Below are 19,593 nucleotides of genomic sequence, written 5' to 3'. Positions count from 1 at the left end.
ACGGCCCCTTCTACAAGGACCGCGACGACCGGACGTGGATCAACGGCACCTGTACGAAGAGCTGCTGAGATGAGGAAGCTGCAATGAGTACGGGAAGATGGCTGTGGGTCTGCCTACAGCGCTACGTCATGACCGCCGCTCTCGGCTGGGTGGCCGCGGCCCTGGTGCTGCCCGTTCTGGGCGACGATCCCTTCTGGGCGTCGTTCGGCGCGGGGCTGGGAGCGGGGCTGATCGTGGTGCCGCTCCTGACGGTCGTGACCATGTTCGTACTCGTCCTGCTGGCCGGTCGGCGGTTCGAGCCGCCGACCGGCGGTCCCTCGCGGATCCGGGGCGGCTGGCTGATCGTGCTGCCCCTGGTCCTGCTGCTGCCCGTGGCCCTTCTCGTGCCGCTGCAGTACCTGATCGTGCTCGGCGCGCAGCTCGTGTACCTGGTGTGGGTGCTGCCCTGTCAGGACGCCCGCGACACGGCGGACGTGCTGCGCTCGCTCGCCGACCCGGCCGTCCCCGCAGAGCAGCGGGCCCGGATGGCACGGGCGGTCGCGGGACTGCAGGGCAGGCCGGTCGTCGAAGCCCTGGTGCAGACCTCGGCCGACGCGGAGCCGGAGGTCGCCGAAGCGGGTCTGGAGACCCTCTGCACCATCTGGCGGCGCGACGGAGTCGTCGGCGAGGACCTGCTGCTGAAGCTCGACCCGCAGGCCCAGGACCGCGTCCGGGCCCTCGGCGTCAGGGTGCGGAGCCCTTGGTGAGTTCAGCGCACTCGCCGGCAAGGAACAGAGCTGGTCCCCGACCTGCTGGTCGTACGTCAGGACCCGGGTAGTCGACGCGCTTCTCCAGGCCGAGCTGGTCCGTGTAGAACCGCAGCGCGCGCTCCGGGGTCAGCTCAGGCCCACTCAGAGCCTCGTGACACGTCACGGCCGCGAAGCGTCGCTCGTTGGTGTGTGCGTCTCGACCCATCCGAGAACGGTCTGGATGGAATCGAGGAGTTCCTCTTGGGACCGGAAGTCTCGGTGTTCCTGATACGTCTGGCCGCTGTCCAGGTTCCCGTACTCCAGTTCCGCTTCACCGCTGCTCCAGACGATGAGCATGGCGAGGTGGTCACCGGTCTCCACGGTGAGGCAGGCACTGCTCTTGGGCCGGCCGTCCTCGGGGGATCGCCGCACGTCACTGGTAAGTCCGCGTGCCCGCAGACTTTCCTCGTTCTCGGCGAACCAGGCCCGCAGTGCCTGGGGAAACTCGTTCATGCCCCTCCTCATCCTCGACCGAGCCGAGCAGGTGCCTGGCAGGGACACGATGATCTGCCGCCGCGCGGAGGAGGAGTCGTTCGACGGCCCGGCGTCGTAGAGGGTGTGGCCCGCGCGCCTGCCCGCCGGGCGGGGGCGGGCGCCGCGTCCGCTGCGACGCCGCAGACTGGCGCCCGCTCACCGGAAGGCTCTGGCCCTTGGTGATCCGATGCGCGGTGGGCGCGTCAGGACTTGGTCGTCTTCCACGGGCCGCAGGTGTTGTCGATGACGTGCAGGTTGCCGTACTCGCCGGCGCAGACCCGGAACTCCAGGATCCACTTCTCGGGCAGGTCCTTGTTCTTGTACGCGTACTTCTGGAAGCCGCTGGTGTTCCAGATGGTCCCCTGCCGAACCGTCGCCTGGCTCTCGGGGTAGATGCTGCGCCAGGCAACGAGGGCCGAGTGCCCGTCCTCCTTGTGGTCGACGATCTCGAACCAGTCCCCCTCCTCGCGGAAGCACGCCTTCCCCACGGAGTTGGTGGTGCACACCAAGGGGTACGAGACGCTTCCGTCCCACGGTGCGTCGTCGGCCCTGTCGATCTCGAAGTCGATGTCTGCCGAAGCGGTGCTGATCGTGAGCAAGGTCGCGGCGGCGATACCACCGAGGACAGTGCCTATTCGTGTTTTGCGCAAGGTAGTTGCTTCCTTTGACAGATGTTCGCCGGGACGCTGCGAGTGTAGATCCACCCGGCGTCTGCGCCCACAGGAGGTCGGGCCAGCGCGATCCGCGCGGCCCGGTTGATTTCGTCGCGCAGGGTTCGCGGGCTCGGGCGGCGACATCATGGTGCGGGCGGTGCGGAGGCTGGCGGAGGCGTCGTGCATGATCAGGAGCCTTTGCACCGTTCCCTAGGGGGATTCTGATGAGACGCTCCGTACCCGTACCCGTACCCGCGGCCCTGGCCGTCCTGCTCGCACTTGCCGCCACGACCGGCTGCGGCGGGCAGGGCGCCAAGGCGGGCGCCGACGGCCCGGCGAAGCCCGCTGCCGGCCCCGTGACGAGCAGCCCCTCGGCCCCCGTCAAGGCGCCTCCGCTCTCGCAGGAGGAGGCGCGGGGCGTCGTCAAGGACCTCACCCTCAAGGTCGAGGCCGACAACTTCGACGCCGCGTACTGGAAGGGCGTCACCGAGGGCCCGCTGCTGGAGCAGCAGCTCGCCGTCGTGGAGACCGGCAAGAAGTACGGCACCGACCGGGAGTCGAGGCCTGCCAACTCCCCGGAGACGGACCCTGCGGTGCACACGTGGAGCACCGGCAAGGACGACGGCAGCGACCGGTGGATCCTCGGCGCCCACGAGGTCCAGGGCTACACCATCGGCGACGCCGGTAAGGAGGCCGTGCTGCGCTGGTCGCTGTTCCACCAGCAGCGGGCGGGTGCGCCCTGGCTCGCGGCCTTCGTCGCCCGCGCTCCCGAGCCGACGGCGCTGCCCCAGGTCGCGGTCGGACCCGATGGCCGGGCGGTCACCGGCGGGGACACGGCGGGGCTCGGGGCCGACCCGGCGAAGGTCTGCGGGCAGTACGGCGACTACCTGCACACCGGCTCCGGTACGGGGGGCGTGAAGTGGAGCCAGGACGTCACCGAGCGCAAGACGGCCTCCGCGGAAGGGCTGGAGGCCATGCGCAAGTCGCTCGGGAAGGGCGCCAAGGTCGACGTCGGCGTCGACATCAACCGCACCCCGCACGGCCCCGTCTGGCGCACGACGGACGGCGGGGCGCTCGTGGCCTGCACCGCTGTCAGCAAGGCGTACACGGAGCTGGGCGCGGGGCGGTCGACGACCTTCAGCAGCAGCGGCTGGGCCGGTACGACGGGCATCCCGTGGACCTCGTACACCCAGCGGATCATGGGCCTGACCGTGCTGAAGGTCTCCGCGGGCGCCTCGGGCGAGGTGTCCGTCGCGGCCGAGTCGAACCTCCCGTACTCCTTCGAGGGCACGAAGTACACCGGCTGACCGGACCGCTGCCGGACCGCTCCCGTGCCGCTCCCGCCACAGTCTGCCGCCGAGCTGTCCGTGGGACCGGTGTTCTCGCCCGGTGCTTCGTTCATGCGACGGCGATGGCTTATTATCGTCGCTGCGACGATAATAGTGTCGTGGGCATGCCAGGACACGGGCCGCCGGGGCACGCCCGGCGGCCAAGTCCGGCCGCCCCGGCACACGCGACGAAACACGCGAACACTTTCCGGAGAGCACAATTGACCACCCGTCAGCGCCTGAACGCGCACGTCGGCTCCATACCCAATCCCATAGCGGCGGCCCGGGCGCTGACCGGCCCCTCCGGCCCGGGCCGGATCGAAGACCCGGTCATCGCCTGGATGCAGCGCGGCCGCACGATCCTGGGGCTGGTAGCCGTGACCTGGCTGGTCCTGGCCTATCCCCTGCGTGAGGGGCGTCAGGATTTCGTGCTCGGCAAGCTCGAGGAACTGCTGATCGGCTGCGCCATCGCCGTGGTGACGGGCGTCCTCGGCGTCGGCCTGTGCCTCGTCCTGGCCCGCGCGCCCCTGGGGCGCGCGTACGCGCGCCGCCTGGGCGGCCCGCTGCTCGCGCTCGGCGCGCCGGTCCTCGGGGTCGGCGTGATCTGGCTGATGACGGCAGCCCTGCGCGGTGACATCATCTCGCCCTCGGACGTGGGCCCGCACGACATCACCTTCGGGCTCTTCGGCAGTTTCCTGGGCACGATCTTCACCGGTCTCCTCATCGTGCTGCTGTTCGTGGCGGCCACACTCGTCTGCGCCGCCGTCCTCGTCGCGGCCGTGCTCTTCACCCTGGCCGCCCTGTTCGCCGGGCTGAACTCCTGCTTCCGCACCGGGGACGTGCACGCGCTGCTGCCGGCCATGCTGTCGCCGCTGCTGGTCTGGTCCCTCTTCGGCTTCCAGCTCTTCGACGGCCCGGACGTAGCCGCACCGCCCGCCGTGCTCTACACGTTCATGCTCGGCGGCCCGCTATCGGTGTCCGCGCTGTCGCTGTGGGAGGTACGGCGCCTGCGCACCCGGTACGGCGTGACGCTGGGCTCGCTCCTCGGCCGCTAGACGGCCTCGATGCGCCCGCTGACGACCGTGCCGGACCAGGCCTGGGCAGCCGGGGTCTCGTTGTCCGGCCGGGCGAAATGAGTATCCGTACTCATGGCGTGGACATGGCGGCGACACCACGATGGTCACCCGGATTGATCTTCACGAGGGGGACGAAAGCATGGGCCTGACGGTGGAAAGACCCGCCGACGCGGGAGGCGGCGGGATGACACCGCGCGGCCGTGAGGTGCTCGAACCGTTGATCAGGCCCGCCGGTGTGGGCGCTCTGCTGGGCGCCGCGGGGCTGCTGGTGGCGACGCTGCCCTGGGGCTTCGACGACTTCTGCTCGAGCGAGGAGCCCTGGGGGTGCCTGGGGTTCGGTCTCCTGTTGCTCGCAGCCATACCACTCGCTGCGGCGGTGGCCGGCTGGCTGATGCTGCGTGTGGCCGGCGTCCGTCCCGCCTGGCGGGTGGCTGCCCTGGGTACGTTGTTGGGAGCGGTGGTCGATTTCCTGTACTCCCGGGCGGGGGGCGGGGGCCTCTGGGTTTCATTCGCGGCGCCGGTCGTGCTCGCCGCGGTGTACGCGGCCGCCGCAGCCGTCGCGCTGCCCGGCGTAGGTTCCCTCCGGCGTTGGGGGGTGCTCGCCGCCGGCCTGGTGCTGCTGTGGCCGCTGACGGGCGCCTTCAGCGATCACCGGGTGTCCGAGGACAAGGTCCGGGAACTGGCCGCTGCCCGAGTCCCGTTGCTGGCCCCCCAGGTGGACGGCTACCGGCTGCACTTTCCAGGAACCAACCAGTACCGCGGCACGTTCGGCTATCTGCTGCTGCCTTCGCCGGTGAAGACCAGTGCTGCCGACCGGGAACAGCGCGGTGTCCGGGTGACCGTCGGCCCGCAGGTCTCCGGTTTCGCGCCTCCGGACGCATGCGAGGTGGAGACCGGCGGCACACTGAGCGGCGCCGGCCCGTGCGAACAAGTGGCCCCCGACACCTGGCGCTGGTCCAGTTACGGGTCCACCCGGTACATCGCGCGACGCCAGGGCGTCATCGTGGTCCTTGCCGGCGGTGGTCCGACCGTATCCGACGGCGACCTGCGAGCCATGGCCGAGTCCCTCGCGGTCCGCAAACCCGGCTTCTTCCTCGACGAGTGAGGCCCGGACCAGGTGCAGCCGCGCGGCAGCGTGCCGTCACACCCGGCGTGGTGATCGCGGCACTGCTCGTGCCGCTCATGACCGTGGGCGGTGTGGCCGCTTCCTTGCACACGGAGGACATCCAGAGCGCATGGGCCGAGCGGCAGCGGGAAGTCTGCCGGCACGTGCCGTTCCCGACGACTGAGTACGTCGCAGCCTGGGCCGGGCTGGTCCTCGGCGTGACGGCAGTGCTCGTGTGCGCACTGCTCGCCAAACAGATCCGCAGGCGGTGCGACATCCGGCTCGGGCAGACGTGGCCGGGGCTGATCGCCTATGTGGGGGTGTGGTTCAACGTCCTGACGATCCCGATGGAGCTCATACAGCTGTACGCCGTGTACTCGGTGGCAGGGTCGGGGATCGCCCTCGGCGACTGCGGGTAGCACCCCGGCCTCGTGGGGGCCGGCCGGACGGGGTTTCGCTCCGTCGCGGCCGGCTGCCGGGACGGAGCGAGAGGGCTTCCGGGGTCGGGATCAGCTGGGGCTTACGCGGCGACGCCGGCGGAGCACGGCGGCTGCGCCCGCGAGGGCGAGTGCCGTGCCGGAACCGCCGGCCAGCAGCAGGGTGGAGGACGGGGCGTCGTCCGCCTTGCGCTGGGGGCTGTAGCCGCTGGAGTAGCCCTTGGTGTCGTACTCGGAGCCGGGAAGCTTGTCGGCGTAGCGGGCCTTGACCAGCTTCTGGTAGTCGCTGAGCGACACCGATGCCTGGCCGCCCAGTCCTTGCCGGGCCTGGTCGTTGAGTGGCTCGACGGTGGTGAGTTTGAGCTGGTACCAGCCGCGGATCTGCGGTTCGGTGAAGACCAGCGTGCCCACGGTGGCCTTGCCGGCGTACGCGGCGTCGCTGTCGCCGTCGCGCACGGCCGCCAGGTGCCAGCCGCCGCCCTGGGTGGGGGCGAGCATGACGGTGGCGTTGCGGCCGTTGACGGTGGTGCTCAGGGAGGAGACCAGCTGCGTCAGCTTGATCGCCTCGGTGGGCAGTGGCCGGGCGGTGCCCGCGACGAAGCCGGGGGTGATCTCGTTCCGTGCCACCGGGTCCTTGATCGTGAAGACCGGGAGGCCCTGGCACGGCTCGGCCGTTTCGGGGATCGTCTCCACCGGCGCGCCGGCGCCGCCCGTGGGCACCGGAGTGCGCAGGAAGCGGCAGACGGCGTTGCGGACGTCGGTGGACTTCACCGCGTCGAGGGCGGCCTGGTAGTCGGGGATGTCGGCCGGGAGGGGGTCCTTGGCCGGGGCCGCGTGGGCTGGACCGACGACGGACAGCAGTGCGGACGCGCTCAGTGCGGATGCGCTCAGTGCGATGACGGTGGACAGGCGGGAGAAGCGAGAGGCCGCCCGCTTGCTGGACGTTGTGGTGCCGCTGGTGCCGCTGGTGTCGCGCATGTCGCCTGCCTTAGCGGGAGATACCGATGCGGGAGTGGGTCCACTTGGACGAGCTGTTGCTCACGTAGTCGTTGTAGTTCCACCACGTGTACGTGGTGGTGTCCGGCCACGGGTCGGCCACGGCGATCGTGCTGTTCGACGTGTCGAAGCCGTAGACCACGTTCATGTGGCCACCGCCGGAGGTCCACCCGATGCGGGCACCGATCGGCCGGGCCGCCTTGACGTCGGTGTACACCTGGTTGAACGTGGCCGCGCTGCTCAGGCCCGAGCCGGGGTGGGCCATGCCGAGGCTGCTCCAGCCCCTGGCCATGTCGTCGAGCGTGGCGGGCTGGTTGTTGCAGCCGTAGGAGGGCTGGGCCCGGCTGCAGAAGTCCGCCTGTGTGGAGCCGAAGCCCTGGAACTTGGCGATGGTCAGCCCGGAGGCGACCCAGCACCACTGGGTCTTCTCCTGCTTCAGCATGCTGATGGTGTCCTGACCCGCTTCCGCGTGAGCCGTGCCTCCCGCGGCCGCGAGCGATCCCAAGGCGGCCAGCGCGATGGCCGACGCCGTGGTTCCGTACCTGAATTTGCCCATTTTCCTGCCTTCCCCTGATGGGTACAACGAGATGAGCGGGGCAATCTGGCAGGAATATGACAGCGCATCATGTCGAAGGCATATAGGGGTCTTACGGGAAGTTGACCCGTATTGATTATTCCTCGGCTCATCGCACAAATCGGGTGACAGTCCCCCGGTCCGACCCCTCCGCCACTTCTGCTTAACAGCTGAACAGGGGAGTTGACCGAAGCTGCTCGTGTCGCTTAAAGTCGAAGCAGAGACAAGCGGAACGGCCTTCGGGCCATCATCGGCAGGAGAACCGCATGGCCACACTCAGCATCCACTTCGACCCCGCTGTCATCGCCCGTCTCACGAGCGCGAGCGGCGACGACACCGTCCACGTCACCCTGTCCCTCGGCGGCGGCACCCCCGTCGCGCCGGCCGCGCCCGTCATCCCGCACGGGCCGCTCGCCGGGCTGATGCAGGCCGGGCTGCTGGCGCCGGACACCGTCCTCACCTTCCACCAGCGCCGCGCAAACCGGTCGGGCCGCGCCGTCGTGACGGCCGAGGGCCAGCTCATCGTCGACGGCCACTCCTCGCCCTTCCCCTCCCCCTCGAAGGCCGCCGAGGCCGTTACGGGGAACGTCATCAACGGCTGGACCCTGTGGCACGCGCCCGACGGATCCACCCTGGACCAGCTGCGCCAGAAGCTGGACGCCGAGTAGGAATGCGGGCGGCGGGGCCGGCCAGATCCGGCCGGGCCCGGCCGCCCGCCTGTGCCGCACGACGGCGGGCGTTGCGGCGTAGCGGCGTTGCGGCCCGCACGGATCAGCGGCGGGGGTAGACGAGGATGCTCTCCCCGCCGGCGGTCGACGTGCCGAAGACGGCGACGTCGGCTCCGATCGCGGTGGGCAGGAGGGTTCCCTCCGGCAGCGGGGAGGCCTGGCCCGAGGAGAGGTCGATTCGGGCGGGCGACTGGGAGGTTTTGCCGTAGGCCGCGCCGTCCTTGTCCACCGTCGCGATGGTGATCGCCTTGCGGGTGCTCGTCTGCTCGAAGCAGTGGCCCTGCCCCGACTGGAGGTCGATCACCACGCGGCCGGCCAGCACGTAGCGGCCGTCACCCGACATCGTGGGCGTGAGGGCCGGGCCGCTCTCGTTCGCGCACGCGACGGAGGCGCGCACCAGGCCCGTCTTTCCGTCGTGCACCGCGTAGACGTTGGTCTGCGCCTTGCCCTCCTTGTCGGGCCAGGACGCCAGCGCGTCCCCGTTCGGCAGGCCGGAGGCCGTGACGGTGCGGCCGCCGTGCTCGGGCGCGGCGCCGGCAGGCACCACATCGCCGCTGAACCAGCTGCCGGTCCAGAAGGCGCCGTAGCCCTGGACCAGGGGGCCCGCGGGTGTCTGCCCGGCCACCGTCACCCGCCTGCTGTCGCAGGTGCCGGTCAGTTGCTGGCAGGGCTTGGGCGACTTCAGCGCGGGGTGGTTCTTTTCGTAGGCGGTGACCTGGCCGGAGACCACGTCGACGAGCGACACGCCCTGGTCCGACGCCACTGTGACGACGCCCAGTTCCCGCTGCGCCGTGAAGCCGAGGGCCGGGCCCGGGACGGTGATCTCCCGCAGGGGTTCCGCACCGTCGCCCGAGGAGGCGATGTCGTACACCGCGAGACGCGTGACCGGGCGCGCCGTGTTGACACCGTCACCACCCTCGCTGCCGGTGACCGCGAGAACGGCGTACTCCTTGCCGCCGCCGCGCGTCAGCAACACCTTGGAGTCGACGGGCAGCCCGCTCTTGGGGGCTTCCGGACGGACCACCGGCTTGCTGCTCCAGCGCACCTTGCCGGTCTTGGCATCCCTGGCCACCACCCGCGCCGTCTTGCCGCCCCGTTCGTGCCAGCGCAGCAGAACCAGCCGGGCCCCATCGGAGATCACGGGCCCGGACAACTCGTGTTCGTCGTCCTTGACCTCCCAGCCCTTCGTATTGTCGAACGCCTCCGGTACGGGCTCCTTCGGTGCGACCGCGGGTGCCTGCCCCTGCTCCGCGCCCTGGGCCGCACCACCCTTCGCCCCGTCCGACCCGTCCGCACCGCCGCCGGACGAACCGCCCCCGCACGCTGCCAGCGACAGCGCGGCCAACGCCGTCACCACACCCACAGCCACTCGGAACTTCTTCTCCATCGCCTGCTCCCCCGATCACTGCTCAACAAACCTGAGCAACATACGGGATGATCAATCGTCAGATCCAGCGGCATTGCCTTGGGCGTGCGGCGTCGAGTTCGGAGGCGGCAGGCGCGGCGCTGGAGGAGGAGGCGGAGGATCCGCCGCTGGTTGTCAGTCCTGGTCCGCGCTGGATGCGCTGGATGCGCTGGACAGGGCATTGGTGATCAGGCGTGTGGCGTAGTCGCGGTCGCCTGTGAGCCGGTTGACGTGTTCCGCGAGCAGGAGGGCGGTGGCTTCCAGGGGGTTCATCTCCTCCTTGGTCCAGTCCCCGTACTGCTTGCGCCACAGGCTGGGGCTCAGACCGATGCCTGCGGCGATGACCATGCCGGCCATGGTGGGAATCGCCTCGGGGCGGATGCTCCTGGGCATCGTGCGCATCGTGGCCACGAGCTCCGGCACCACGTACTCGATGACGTCCCTGTCGTGGTCCTCGTACGCCTTCCGCAGCCACGTCATGAACATGTAGATGAGCGTGCACGCGCCGTCGAGCAGGTCACGGGCTCCCCGGGGTCCCAAGGACGCGATGAACTGTTCCATCAGCAGCAGCTGCTCGGGATCGGTCCCGGTCTTGCCGTCATAGACCGCTTTGAGCCGGGAATCGATCGCCATGAGCGCCGCACCCACGTCGCCGGCCGGAGCGTACTGAGGGTCGTAGGACGATGACACGAGATCCTCCTTGGTGCCTGCGGCATGCTGCGCCGAGACAGCGGTCGGCGTGAAGCGGTCTTCCCCCCTGCGAGCAAGCGGACGGCAGCCCCCGGCTCCTTGTGTAACCGGAGGTCACGGGCCCTGTGGCCAGATTGCCGGGGATTGGCGGCAATGCGATGCGCTGGCTGGATTCGGCACGGACGGTTGTTCGGGGAACGTGTTCGAGGAACGTGTTCGAGGAACGTCTTGTCGACAGCGCGGTGCGCCCTCGTCGGATTGTCGGGGCCGGGATACCGATTACCCACGGGTAGGGGCGACGGACGCCCAGGCCCCGGTTGCCGTGCGGTTTCGGCCAGACCGTAGTCTTCAGGCCATTCGCGCTGGTGGGAGGGGTTACGGATTCATGGAACGCAGGGCTGGGCGCAAAAGAGGCATCTGGGCGATCGTCCTGCTGGTGCTGGGCGTCGCACTGATCGGCGGACCGATCGCGTTCATGCTGAGCCGGTTCACCGCGACGCATCAGTCCAGCGACAACATGCGGCCCACGCTCGTCCGCGGGGACCTCATCGTCCTGCGCCAGGATCCGCCCGAGGTCCGGCGCGGCGACGTAGTGAGCTACGACCCCGGCACGTGGGGGCTGGAGGGCCCGTTCCTCGGACGCGTGGTGGCGGTGGGGGGCGACCGGATCTCCTACGCGATGGGGGACGGGGCCCTGACCCTCAACGGGAAGCCGCTCGACGAGCCCTACGTGAACGACGCCCCCGGGGACGGCGGGGTGCCCTTCGACGTTGCGGTGCCGCAGGGCCGGGTCTTCATCCTGGGTGACAACCGCGGCAACTCCGCGGACTCCCGGTTCCACCCCGACGGCAACGGCGGCACGCTGCCGGTGTCGGCCGTGACCGGGGTCGAAGAGGACCAGGAGAGCCCGATGAGCGTGGGCCTCGGCCTGGCGATGTTCGCCGGGGTGTGCCTCCTGCCCGTGGGGGTCGGGCTGGGGATCGCCGCACTGGTGGTGCGGCGGCGCAAGCCCGTGCCGGCGGGCCCCGTCTGGGGCGCCGTGTCCGTCGACCAGCCGTAGCGCACGACGTGCGGGGACGGCCCCGGGGGCTCGCCCCCGTCTCGTAACGCTCGAAACATGACCTCGCCCTTGGGCTGTACGGGTGTAGGTCTGCACAGCGGGAGGGGCGGGAAGCCGTCTCCGTCCGTCGGAGCGCTATGCCCTCATTGCGCAGATATTGTGGGAAGTGTGATCGAGTCTGGACGGCCGTGGCTCCGTCGGCGCTACCGCCGGGGGTGGCTTGTGCGGCTGTCGCCGGTCTTTCTGACCGTCGTGATCGCCAGCCTGGCCTACGCCACTCCGCCGGAAATGGCCTTCAGCCGCCTCCTGCCCGCGGCCCCCGCCCTGGCAGCCGCCATGTGGCCGGTCCTGCCCACCGTCCTGCTCGGGACGGTCTGCCTCTGCCTGATGATCGGCCTCAGCCTCGTCTTCCCCGATCTGGGAACGTGGTGGACGGCCGCGGGGATCATCGCGGTCACCGTGGCCGCCGCGTACGGAAGCCATGTCCGCCTCCAGCGGGAGCGCACCCTCTTCCAGGTACGGCTCGTCGCCGACGCGGCGCAACAGGTGGTGCTGAGTCCGATGCCACGCCGCTTCGGCAACGTCGAGATCGAGTCGCTGTACCTCGCGGCCGCGGCGGAGGCCCGTATCGGCGGGGACTTCTACGAGGTGGTCGACACGCCGTACGGGCTCAGGCTGCTCATCGGTGACGTGCGGGGCAAGGGCCTGCCGGCGGTGGGGGCGGCCGCGGCGATCGTCAACGCCTTCCGGGAGGCGGCCTACGACGAGACCGAAATGATCAACGTCGCACGCAGGCTGGACGCCAGCAGCACCCGTTACAACGCTGCCTTTCCCCCCGAAGGGCCGATGGAGCGCTTCGCCACCGCCCTTCTCGTCGAGATCCCGCACGAGGGCGGACGTATCGCCATCCTCAACTGCGGACACCCCCCGCCACTGCTCCTGAACCGCAGGAAACTCCGTGTCCTCGAGTCCGCCACCCCCTCGCCCCTGCTCAGCCTCGCGGAGCTGATCGGCGATCACTACAACGTCGACACCTTCGACTTCATCCCCGGCGACCTGCTGCTCCTCTATACCGACGGGATCGCCGAGGCCCGCGCCCGCGACGGCGAGTTCTTCCCGCTGGCCGCCTGGATGCGGCGACAGCCCCCGACACCGCCGCGCGAACTGCTCACGGCCCTTCACCACGACCTCCTCCGCTACAGCAGAGGACGCCTCGACGACGACATCGCCGCCCTCGCCGTCCGCCTGCGCGAGCCCTGAGGCCGGCGGCGTACCACCAGGAGCTGGTCCAGAGCCGGCGGCCGGGGCAGGAGGGGGTCCAGCGCGGCGGCTACGCTGCTTCGGCGGGGCGCTGGGCCGCCGAAGCGGCTGCATGCGGGGTTACACCCCTGCTCACATGAGCCTCACTTGCCTTTCCCGGAGCCGCACGAGGTCCCTCCACGTGTGGAACCACTCCTCCGCGTCACCGCCCAAAGCGCGGACCACGGTCTCAAGGGCCTGCCAGCTGGTCAGCGACTTGCCGGTGAACAGAGCGGAGAGTGTCCCGACACTGGGAGCATCGGGAAGGCTCTCGTCCTGCGCGATCTCCGTCGACAACTGCCGCAACGACGGTGCGCCGGCGCGGACTCGGAGCTCTCTGAGCTGTGCGGCCACTTCCTGCAGTGCCGCGTGGAAGTCCTCGTCGCGTGTCCGCTCCTGCACTGGCTCCGGCGAAACAGCGCTCGGCGTTGTCAGCGGTGCCGGGCGGGGCCGCGGTGGCCGAGGAACACCTGACGCCTCGAGCTCGGCTTCGGTCAAGGTGCGTCGGCTGAGCCACTCCGTTGCGTCACCACCCCACGCCGTGACCAGCGCCTTCAATACGAGACGGGTCGGCAGCCGCTGTCCTCGCAGTGCCGCGAAGAGCGTAGAACGAGGGATCTTGGACCGTGCAGCGATCTGATCGACACTTGGCGCATCGAAGCCTGCCGCGTCGCGTAGCGCTCGCAAGGCGAGTGCGAAACGTGCGAGAGGCCCGTCCTCGGGCGCTAGGTGTGACGGCCGTCTGGGCATGGCATCCCGCCCTGCTGGTTGTCTTGCGTAGTAGACAGATTGTGCTCGTATTGTCTCGATCGGTTGAACAAGCACAAGAGGGCAACGCAAGCTGGATGGAGCGTAGTTAGCCAGCCGCCAGCGTCCTCGGCCTCGCAAGGTCAAGAGGACGACTGGCGGCCCAGCGAGCCGACATAGTCGGCAGAAAGGACGTGACCGGATGGGTCCGTCGCCCTCTCATCGCCTCTCATGCCACCCCTGGCAGCGCAAGGGGTTCAGGGCGTTCAAGGGACGTGCGCACGTCGTGTTGATCGTCATCCTCGTTGTCTGCCTCTCCCTCGCCTTGCCTGTGGCGAAGGTTGCCGCCATCGCGGCTCTGCTCAGTGCGGTTGCCAGCTCCGTGGCTCTCATCCACCGCGGGGATGGTGGTGGGCTTCGTCAGCGAGCCTGAGGTTGGGAGTCAGGCGGCTATGGGCTCGGTCGGGCCGAATTCGGTGCTGAGCAGGTCGTCGAAGACGCTCAGGCCGCTCCAGTCGCCGTTGACCTGGCTGGTGAGCAGGTGATTGCCGTCGCGGGAGCCCACGGCGTACGTCCATGAGCCGTAGGTCGCGCCCGCGTTGCCCCAGACCGTGACGCCGCACGGCAGTGCCTGGGAGAAGATGCCCAGGCCGTAGCGGGTGCCGGGGATCCACGGGACGGGTCCTGTGGTCTCGACGGTGGTGAACATCGCCTGCTGCTGGTCGGCCGGCAGCAGGCGTCCGCCGAGCAGTGCGCCGAAGAAGCTCTGTAGGTCACCGGTGGTGGAGACGATGCCGCCGGCCGCCCAGGCGAAGGACTGGTTCATCTCGGTCGCGTCGTGGATCTCGGGCTCGGCGTCGGAGGAGAACAGGGTGGAGTAGTGCTGCGGATGCGGTCCCGGGATCTTCGCGTCGGTGCCCGGGAGGTACGTCCCGTCCAACTTCAGCGGGTGGATGATCCTCCGGTCGAGCTCTTCGCGGAGCGTTCCGCCCGTGGCCTTCTCCACGATCAGGGCGGCCAGGAAGTAGTTGGTGTTCGAGTAGAGGAAGGCCTTGCCCGGGGCGAAGAGGGGCGGGGTGGCGAGGCCGATCCTGACCAACTGCTCGGGGGCGTAGCTGTCGTAGCGGTGCTGGAACCACGCCGCGCCGATGCCCTTCTTGAAGAACTCGGCGTCGTTGCCGTAGTTGAAGATGCCGCTGGTGTGGTTGAGCAACTGCCGGATGGTGATCGCATGGCCGTCGTAGCCGTTGCCCGCCACCAGGCCGGGCAGCCACTGCTCCATCGTGTCGTCAAGGTTCAGCTTGCCTTCGGCCGCCAGTTGCAGGACCACGGTGGCGGTGAACGCCTTGGTGGTGCTGCCGATGCGGAACTGCTCGGACGGCCGGCGCCGCTGCCTGGTCCCGGTGTCGGAGAAGCCCGCCGAGCCGAACCAGGTGCCGTTGTGGTCACGGACTTCGGCGACGATGCCAGGAGCGCCGCTCCGGGCCACGGCAAGGTCGAGGGCGTGCTGCACTCCGGGGCGGGGGGAGGTGGGCGTGGTGGTCATGGTCATGTTGGTCTTCCTTTCGGGAGTTCGGTCCCGTTCGGTTCGGTCCCGTTCGGTGCCGTTCGGTGCCGTTGGGTTCGGCTCGGCTCGGTTCGGTTCGGTTCGGTTCGTGAAGCAGGAAGGGGTCAGCGCGCCATCTGGGGGTGTCGGGGGGCCTTGGCCGGTGCCGTGGTGGCGCGCTTGGCGGTGACGATCACTCCTGCGGTGGTCGCCGCCGTGAGCAGCAGCACCGCGGCGAGGGCGAGGAGGGTCGCGGCGTCCGGGTGGATCAGGGACTGGCCGCGCAGCGCCTGCCAGGTCACCACCGCAACCAGCCCGGTGTAGCCGAGGGTGGCGCTGCCGACCAGGCGGGCCCGCACCTTCTCGTCCCGCAGCCAGACGTGCTTGGCAGCCAGGGCGGCCAGCACCGCGGCGGTCAGGAGGAGTACCTGGATGCCGTGCAGGGCGAAGAAGTGGGGCACCCGGAAGTCGCCGCCGGTCACGCTCCAGTTGGTGAGGGGCATGCCGTGGCCGTCGGGGTCGCCGATGCCGTGACCCTGGTACATCTGCACGGGGTGGCCGTTGGCGTCGGTCACCGTACGGGAGTGGATCTCGGTGACCATCCAGTAGACCGGCACGACCATGCCGAAGGTGGCCAGCGCGAGCCCGGCGCGGATGGCCCGGTTCAGTGCCGCCCCGCCGGTGCGCTGGATCAGCACGACGACCGCCAGGATCAACTGCGCGATGACGATGACCATCACGCCGAGGGTGAGGACGGGGACCAGGGCCTGGGTGATCGGGTCGGCCTGGTCGGCGTTGAAGTGGCTGAAGGTGCCGCGTGCCGCCTGGGCGGTGATGGCGCCCACCTCGACGGTTGCGGCCACGGCGAAGACGGTGCCCAGCCATCTCCCCAGCCGCCTGCCCCTGGTGAGCTTGGTCAGCAGCCACGCCAGCGTGCCGGCGTAGAGGGCGAAGGCGAAGCCGAACTTGAGCGGCTTCACCCACACCGACTCGTCCAGCAGTGTCCGGCTGTCCACCACGAGCCCCGCGCCGGAGACGAGCACCAGGCCGAGCATGAGGGCGGAGCAGAGCGCCAGCGGCCTGTGCCAGGTGCGCACCGGGGTGAGGAAGGACGTCATGGAGGGCTCCGATCACGGCGACGAGCAACCCTCTTGCGGGCGGGCTCCGTTCGCATCGCTCGTTCGCGAATGACTAAAAGCTAAATTGCTTTCAGCTTTTAGTCAATTGACGAGGTGATGGAGATTGCAAATATCCTGGTCACAGGTGGTGTTATTTGCAATGAGCCTGAGCATGAATGCAAATTCAACCTCGGCTGATTTGCAATGGACTGCCTCTGAACGCAATACTGAGGACAGCTGAGGACAAAACACGGAGGTAAGGCCGATGCCCGGAGGCAGACTGACCCACCAGGAGCGTCGCGAGATCGCCGAGGGGCTGAGGGAAGGACTCACCTACACCGAGATCGCCGGCCGCCTGGACAGACCCATCTCCACCGTCACCCGGGAAGTGGCCCGTAACGGCGGCGTCGGCGCCTACCGGGCTGACGCGGCGCAGCGGTCGACCATCGGACGCGCCCGCCGCCGCAAGCAGGACACGGGCCCCGCCGCTTCGACCGGCCCGTCCGCCGACCCGACCGGAAACGGCGCACACGGGCGCGACCCCGGCGCCGTCCACGAACTGGAGGAAGGGTTCACCGCGTTGATGGTCGGCACGGGCCTGCCGCGGATGACGGCCCGGGTGCTGACCTGCCTGTACGTGACCGACGACGGCAGCCTGACCGCCACCGAGCTCGCCCGGCGCCTGAAGGTCAGCCCGGCCTCCATCTCCAAGGCCGTCGGCGAACTCGAACAGCAGGAGCTCATCAGGCGCGAACGTGACCCCGGGCGGCGCCGCGACCGGTACGTCATCGACGCCGACGCCTGGTTCCGGGGCTGGATGGCCAGTGCGCGCCAGAACACCATGCTGGCCGACTTCGCCTGCCAGGGCGCCCGAACCCTCGGCGCGACCACACCCGCCGGTACCCGTATGCAAGACCTCGGCCACTTCTTCGAGCACGTCGGGCAGACCATGATCCAGGCGGCCGAGGAATGGCGGCGGGCCCATGCCGCGCGCCCGACCACGCGAGGCTGAGCGGGTCTTGCCCGGCGGTCAGTCCGTCGCGCTCTGGGTGCGGCGGGCGTAGGCGCGGGCGGCGCGGGCGCGGTCGCCGCAGCGGGTGGAGCACCAGTGACGGCGGCCGTGCCGGAGGAGGTAGCGGTTGCAGGGGGTGGAGCCGCAGGCGGTGAGGCGCTCGGCATCGGGGCCGGTGAGGAGGTCGGCCGCGTCGGCCGCGAGGACGGCGAGGGCGTGCTCGACGATCTGGGTGATGGGGTGGGCCGCCTCGCGATGGAGGCCGCGGGCCGGGTCCCAGTGCAGCAGGGAGGCGGCGGGGGCCCGGGTGAGCGCGTCGTTGACGGCGGTCAGCGCGGCGGCCGGGGCGGGCAGCCCGGCGACGTGCGCGGCGAGCAGGGCGCGTACCTGTTCGCGCAGCGAGCGCACCAGTGAGGCGCACATGTCCATCAGGCCGGTGTCGGCCGGGGCGAGGCCGCGGGCCACGAGCCACTCTTCGGCGGCGCCGGGGGTGCCGAGGAGATCGATGCGGTGCCCGCCGGGCAGGGTGACGGCACTGTTGGCCAGGTCGAGGGCGGGGTACTGCTCGGCGCCAGGCGCCGGCGGCAGTCGTTCGGCGGTCACGCTCTCTTGCATGAGCCTCATGGTACAACTCCCCCCTTTCCATGATTCTCACGTTACTGCTTGCATCCATCCGTGAGAAGCGCCTACCGTGACTCACGGATGAACCGCCCTCTATCCGTGAGGAACTTCTTCATGCCTGCCGCCAGCTCCACGCCCGAGTCCTTCCCCGTCCGCGTCTTCGGCGGCCCCACCGCCCTTTTCGAGTACGGCGGTCTGCGCTTCCTGACCGACCCGACCTTCGACGCCCCCGGCGACTACCCGTCGCCCGGCGCACACCTCGTCAAGACCGCGCCCTCCACCGGCACCCCCACCGACCTGGGCCGCATCGACGTGGTCCTGCTCTCCCACGACGAGCACCCCGACAACCTCGACACCTCCGGCCGGGCCCTGCTCGCCGAGGTCCCCCTCACCCTCACCACGCCCGGCGGCGCACAGCGCCTGGGAGACAAGGCCAAGGGCCTGGCCGACTGGGAGTCCGTCGAGCTGGAGCGCCCCGGCGGCGGCACCGTCACCGTCACCGGGGCGCCCGCCATCCACGGCCCCGGACCGCGCGAGGCCGTCGAACCGGTCGTCGGCCAGGTCGTCGGCTTCGTCCTGACCGGCGAAGGACTGCCGACCGTCTACGTCAGCGGCGACAACGCCTCCCTCGACTCGGTCAAGGAGATCGCCGCAGCGTTCGCCCCCGTCGACACCGCCGTCCTCTTCGCCGGCGCGCCGCGCTTCGCCGTCCTCTTCGACGGCGAACCGCTCGTCCTCGACAGCGCCCGGGCCGCCGAAGCCGCCGAGATCCTCGGCGCCCGCCGGGTCGTCCCCGTCCACTACGACAGCTGGGCCCACTTCACCGAAGGCCGCGATCAGCTCGTCGCCGCCTTCACCGCCGCAGGCCTGGCCGACCGCCTGGACCTGGGCAGTCAGGACTAACAGACCCCCGGAGCGGTGCGGGTGTGCCCGTGGCCGACGATGCCCCGTGCCAGAAGGGCGATGCAGACCGGGCAGCACACCTCGTCGGACATCGCACGGGGTAATCGCCGCGCGCCGGAGGCCCATGACGCTGGGGTCCAGGCCGTCCTCCTCCGGGCGGTCCGCCCGGTCACCTCGTCCCTTCCGGCCGCCCTCGCACCAGCGACCGGGGCTCGATGGCGAGACGGTCGTCGGTGGCCGGGGTGACGGGCGTGGAGTCCCTGGCGACGAGGAACTCGGGCCGCGTGGGGTTCGGGGGCGCGTTGTCGACGGCGTTGTACGTGATCAGCAGGAGCGCACGGCGATCGGGCGACAGGTTGTTCGACGAGGAGTGCACGATGCTCGGGTGGAAGGCGTGGACCGTACCGGCCGGCCCCATGATCCGTACGCTTCCGTGCTCTCGGGCCAGGCCTTCGGCCCGCTGCTCGCTCACCGTGTAGGCGAGGTCCGCCGACACGTGCTGCTGCCAGGTGGAGCCTTCGCCGGCGCTCTTGTCCGGAAGGTCCAAGAGGCCCAGGCGGTGGGACCCGGGGATCACGACGAGCGGGCCGTTGTCCTCGTGGATGTCGTCGAGCGGGATGGCGATGTTGACCGCGTCGGGCCGCGCCATCCCGTCCTCCTCGCTCCAGAAGGCGTAGTCCTGGTGCCAGGGCCAGGCCGCGCCCTCGTGGGCCTGTTTGAGGTTGACCTTGAACTGGTAGACGTAGACCGGCTTGCCCGTCAGTTCCTCGGCCAGGGACACCAGTTGCGGGTGCCGGACCAGTGCGGCGCACAGGTCGTCGAAGGCGTGGCATCCGTGGATGGCGCGGACGGTGTCGGAGTCCTTCTCGTACACCACCTCGGGCCTGCGCTCACGGCTGATCGCGGCCACTGCTTCCTTGAGGAGCTTCACCGCCTCGTCCGTGAAGCGATAGGGGAGCTCGCACCAGCCTTCGGGGTCGTAGGCGCCCTTCAGGTCCTTGACCGCGGACTCGGTGGCTGTGGACATACGTCA

At 69.9% G+C, this 19,593-nt stretch carries 21 protein-coding genes; 10 read left to right on the top strand and 11 right to left on the bottom strand.

Annotated elements, in window-relative coordinates:
• Positions 1–83: 83 nt before the first annotated feature.
• Positions 84–746: a hypothetical protein gene (locus ACZ4TG_RS25010; protein ID WP_468166481.1), complete on the top strand. Its 663-nt coding sequence runs from the start codon at positions 84–86 to the stop codon at positions 744–746.
• A gap of 162 nt (positions 747–908) precedes the next feature.
• Here the strand turns inward: ACZ4TG_RS25010 and ACZ4TG_RS25005 are convergent, their stop codons facing one another.
• The gene (locus tag ACZ4TG_RS25005) at positions 909–1,241 is read right to left on the bottom strand and encodes an immunity protein TriTu family protein (protein WP_468166479.1); all 333 of its coding nucleotides are present in this window, start codon (positions 1,239–1,241) and stop codon (positions 909–911) included.
• 224 nt (positions 1,242–1,465) lie between these two features.
• Positions 1,466–1,912, bottom strand: coding sequence for a hypothetical protein (locus tag ACZ4TG_RS25000; protein ID WP_468166477.1), 447 nt, complete (start codon positions 1,910–1,912; stop codon positions 1,466–1,468).
• Positions 1,913–2,139: 227 nt separating this feature from the next.
• Here ACZ4TG_RS25000 and ACZ4TG_RS24995 point away from each other — a divergent pair, with 227 nt between their 5' ends.
• The 4 genes from ACZ4TG_RS24995 (at position 2,140) to ACZ4TG_RS24980 (ending at position 5,843) form a co-directional block, all read left to right on the top strand.
• On the top strand, positions 2,140–3,222 hold the full coding sequence (locus ACZ4TG_RS24995; RefSeq protein ID WP_468166475.1) for a DUF8094 domain-containing protein: 1,083 nt from the start codon (positions 2,140–2,142) through the stop codon (positions 3,220–3,222).
• A gap of 242 nt (positions 3,223–3,464) precedes the next feature.
• On the top strand, positions 3,465–4,298 hold the full coding sequence (locus ACZ4TG_RS24990; RefSeq protein WP_468166473.1) for a hypothetical protein: 834 nt from the start codon (positions 3,465–3,467) through the stop codon (positions 4,296–4,298).
• 205 nt (positions 4,299–4,503) lie between these two features.
• Positions 4,504–5,424 (top strand): hypothetical protein, encoded by a 921-nt coding sequence (locus tag ACZ4TG_RS24985; protein WP_468166471.1) that lies wholly within the window; start codon positions 4,504–4,506, stop codon positions 5,422–5,424.
• 50 nt (positions 5,425–5,474) lie between these two features.
• Positions 5,475–5,843: a hypothetical protein gene (locus tag ACZ4TG_RS24980; protein WP_468166470.1), complete on the top strand. Its 369-nt coding sequence runs from the start codon at positions 5,475–5,477 to the stop codon at positions 5,841–5,843.
• A gap of 90 nt (positions 5,844–5,933) precedes the next feature.
• Here the strand turns inward: ACZ4TG_RS24980 and ACZ4TG_RS24975 are convergent, their stop codons facing one another.
• Positions 5,934–6,839, bottom strand: a complete 906-nt coding sequence (locus tag ACZ4TG_RS24975) for a hypothetical protein (RefSeq protein ID WP_468166468.1) — start codon at positions 6,837–6,839, stop codon at positions 5,934–5,936.
• A 10-nt stretch (positions 6,840–6,849) separates the two neighbouring features.
• Positions 6,850–7,413 (bottom strand): papain-like cysteine protease family protein, encoded by a 564-nt coding sequence (locus ACZ4TG_RS24970; protein WP_468166466.1) that lies wholly within the window; start codon positions 7,411–7,413, stop codon positions 6,850–6,852.
• Between the two features lie 284 nt (positions 7,414–7,697).
• On the opposite strand from ACZ4TG_RS24970, the gene ACZ4TG_RS24965 reads away from it, so the two are divergent.
• Positions 7,698–8,099, top strand: coding sequence for a restriction system modified-DNA reader domain-containing protein (locus ACZ4TG_RS24965; protein WP_468166464.1), 402 nt, complete (start codon positions 7,698–7,700; stop codon positions 8,097–8,099).
• Positions 8,100–8,202: 103 nt separating this feature from the next.
• On the opposite strand, the gene ACZ4TG_RS24960 is transcribed toward ACZ4TG_RS24965, so the two are convergent.
• Positions 8,203–9,546, bottom strand: a complete 1,344-nt coding sequence (locus tag ACZ4TG_RS24960) for a hypothetical protein (RefSeq protein ID WP_468166462.1) — start codon at positions 9,544–9,546, stop codon at positions 8,203–8,205.
• 153 nt (positions 9,547–9,699) lie between these two features.
• On the bottom strand, positions 9,700–10,254 hold the full coding sequence (locus tag ACZ4TG_RS24955; RefSeq protein WP_468166460.1) for a hypothetical protein: 555 nt from the start codon (positions 10,252–10,254) through the stop codon (positions 9,700–9,702).
• 385 nt (positions 10,255–10,639) lie between these two features.
• On the opposite strand from ACZ4TG_RS24955, the gene lepB reads away from it, so the two are divergent.
• Together lepB and ACZ4TG_RS24945 are read left to right on the top strand one after the other, a co-directional pair.
• Positions 10,640–11,314, top strand: a complete 675-nt coding sequence (gene lepB / locus ACZ4TG_RS24950; protein ID WP_468166458.1) for a signal peptidase I — start codon at positions 10,640–10,642, stop codon at positions 11,312–11,314.
• A 168-nt stretch (positions 11,315–11,482) separates the two neighbouring features.
• Positions 11,483–12,574, top strand: a complete 1,092-nt coding sequence (locus tag ACZ4TG_RS24945; RefSeq protein ID WP_468166456.1) for a PP2C family protein-serine/threonine phosphatase — start codon at positions 11,483–11,485, stop codon at positions 12,572–12,574.
• Positions 12,575–12,706: 132 nt separating this feature from the next.
• Here the strand turns inward: ACZ4TG_RS24945 and ACZ4TG_RS24940 are convergent, their stop codons facing one another.
• From ACZ4TG_RS24940 to ACZ4TG_RS24930, 3 genes are all read right to left on the bottom strand, one after another.
• Positions 12,707–13,015, bottom strand: coding sequence for a hypothetical protein (locus ACZ4TG_RS24940; protein ID WP_468166454.1), 309 nt, complete (start codon positions 13,013–13,015; stop codon positions 12,707–12,709).
• A gap of 787 nt (positions 13,016–13,802) precedes the next feature.
• Positions 13,803–14,912: a serine hydrolase domain-containing protein gene (locus tag ACZ4TG_RS24935; RefSeq protein WP_468166452.1), complete on the bottom strand. Its 1,110-nt coding sequence runs from the start codon at positions 14,910–14,912 to the stop codon at positions 13,803–13,805.
• 119 nt (positions 14,913–15,031) lie between these two features.
• On the bottom strand, positions 15,032–16,024 hold the full coding sequence (locus ACZ4TG_RS24930; protein WP_468166450.1) for a hypothetical protein: 993 nt from the start codon (positions 16,022–16,024) through the stop codon (positions 15,032–15,034).
• A gap of 265 nt (positions 16,025–16,289) precedes the next feature.
• Between ACZ4TG_RS24930 and ACZ4TG_RS24925 the strand changes: the two genes are divergently transcribed.
• Positions 16,290–17,036 carry a GbsR/MarR family transcriptional regulator gene (locus ACZ4TG_RS24925; RefSeq protein WP_468166448.1) on the top strand — a complete coding sequence of 249 codons (747 nt, stop codon included), beginning with the start codon at positions 16,290–16,292 and terminating at the stop codon, positions 17,034–17,036.
• Between the two features lie 18 nt (positions 17,037–17,054).
• On the opposite strand, the gene ACZ4TG_RS24920 is transcribed toward ACZ4TG_RS24925, so the two are convergent.
• Positions 17,055–17,651, bottom strand: coding sequence for an ABATE domain-containing protein (locus ACZ4TG_RS24920; protein ID WP_468166446.1), 597 nt, complete (start codon positions 17,649–17,651; stop codon positions 17,055–17,057).
• A 120-nt stretch (positions 17,652–17,771) separates the two neighbouring features.
• Here ACZ4TG_RS24920 and ACZ4TG_RS24915 point away from each other — a divergent pair, with 120 nt between their 5' ends.
• Positions 17,772–18,560 (top strand): MBL fold metallo-hydrolase, encoded by a 789-nt coding sequence (locus ACZ4TG_RS24915; protein WP_468166444.1) that lies wholly within the window; start codon positions 17,772–17,774, stop codon positions 18,558–18,560.
• A 169-nt stretch (positions 18,561–18,729) separates the two neighbouring features.
• On the opposite strand, the gene ACZ4TG_RS24910 is transcribed toward ACZ4TG_RS24915, so the two are convergent.
• Entirely contained in the window at positions 18,730–19,587 is an 858-nt protein-coding gene (locus ACZ4TG_RS24910) for a phytanoyl-CoA dioxygenase family protein (RefSeq protein WP_468166442.1), read from the bottom strand.
• Between the last annotated feature and the right edge of the window lie 6 nt (positions 19,588–19,593).

The sequence above is a fragment of the Streptomyces sp. NPDC028314 genome, from assembly GCF_055565795.1.
This window is presented reverse-complemented; position numbering and strand designations above follow the sequence as displayed.

What these genes read in the sequence shown, in the direction of transcription:
- ACZ4TG_RS24965 (WP_468166464.1), top strand. Translation starts at nt 7,698, where the DNA reads ATGGCCACACTCAGCATCCACTTCGACCCCGCTGTCATCGCCCGTCTC.
- ACZ4TG_RS25005 (WP_468166479.1), bottom strand. Translation starts at nt 1,241, where the DNA reads ATGAACGAGTTTCCCCAGGCACTGCGGGCCTGGTTCGCCGAGAACGAG.
- ACZ4TG_RS24910 (WP_468166442.1), bottom strand. Translation starts at nt 19,587, where the DNA reads ATGTCCACAGCCACCGAGTCCGCGGTCAAGGACCTGAAGGGCGCCTAC.
- ACZ4TG_RS24985 (WP_468166471.1), top strand. Translation starts at nt 4,504, where the DNA reads ATGACACCGCGCGGCCGTGAGGTGCTCGAACCGTTGATCAGGCCCGCC.
- ACZ4TG_RS24920 (WP_468166446.1), bottom strand. Translation starts at nt 17,651, where the DNA reads ATGCAAGAGAGCGTGACCGCCGAACGACTGCCGCCGGCGCCTGGCGCC.
- ACZ4TG_RS24995 (WP_468166475.1), top strand. Translation starts at nt 2,140, where the DNA reads ATGAGACGCTCCGTACCCGTACCCGTACCCGCGGCCCTGGCCGTCCTG.
- ACZ4TG_RS24925 (WP_468166448.1), top strand. Translation starts at nt 16,290, where the DNA reads ATGCCCGGAGGCAGACTGACCCACCAGGAGCGTCGCGAGATCGCCGAG.
- ACZ4TG_RS24930 (WP_468166450.1), bottom strand. Translation starts at nt 16,024, where the DNA reads ATGACGTCCTTCCTCACCCCGGTGCGCACCTGGCACAGGCCGCTGGCG.
- ACZ4TG_RS24975 (WP_468166468.1), bottom strand. Translation starts at nt 6,839, where the DNA reads ATGCGCGACACCAGCGGCACCAGCGGCACCACAACGTCCAGCAAGCGG.
- ACZ4TG_RS24935 (WP_468166452.1), bottom strand. Translation starts at nt 14,912, where the DNA reads ATGACCATGACCACCACGCCCACCTCCCCCCGCCCCGGAGTGCAGCAC.
- ACZ4TG_RS25010 (WP_468166481.1), top strand. Translation starts at nt 84, where the DNA reads ATGAGTACGGGAAGATGGCTGTGGGTCTGCCTACAGCGCTACGTCATG.
- ACZ4TG_RS24970 (WP_468166466.1), bottom strand. Translation starts at nt 7,413, where the DNA reads ATGGGCAAATTCAGGTACGGAACCACGGCGTCGGCCATCGCGCTGGCC.
- ACZ4TG_RS24915 (WP_468166444.1), top strand. Translation starts at nt 17,772, where the DNA reads ATGCCTGCCGCCAGCTCCACGCCCGAGTCCTTCCCCGTCCGCGTCTTC.
- lepB (WP_468166458.1), top strand. Translation starts at nt 10,640, where the DNA reads ATGGAACGCAGGGCTGGGCGCAAAAGAGGCATCTGGGCGATCGTCCTG.
- ACZ4TG_RS24960 (WP_468166462.1), bottom strand. Translation starts at nt 9,546, where the DNA reads ATGGAGAAGAAGTTCCGAGTGGCTGTGGGTGTGGTGACGGCGTTGGCC.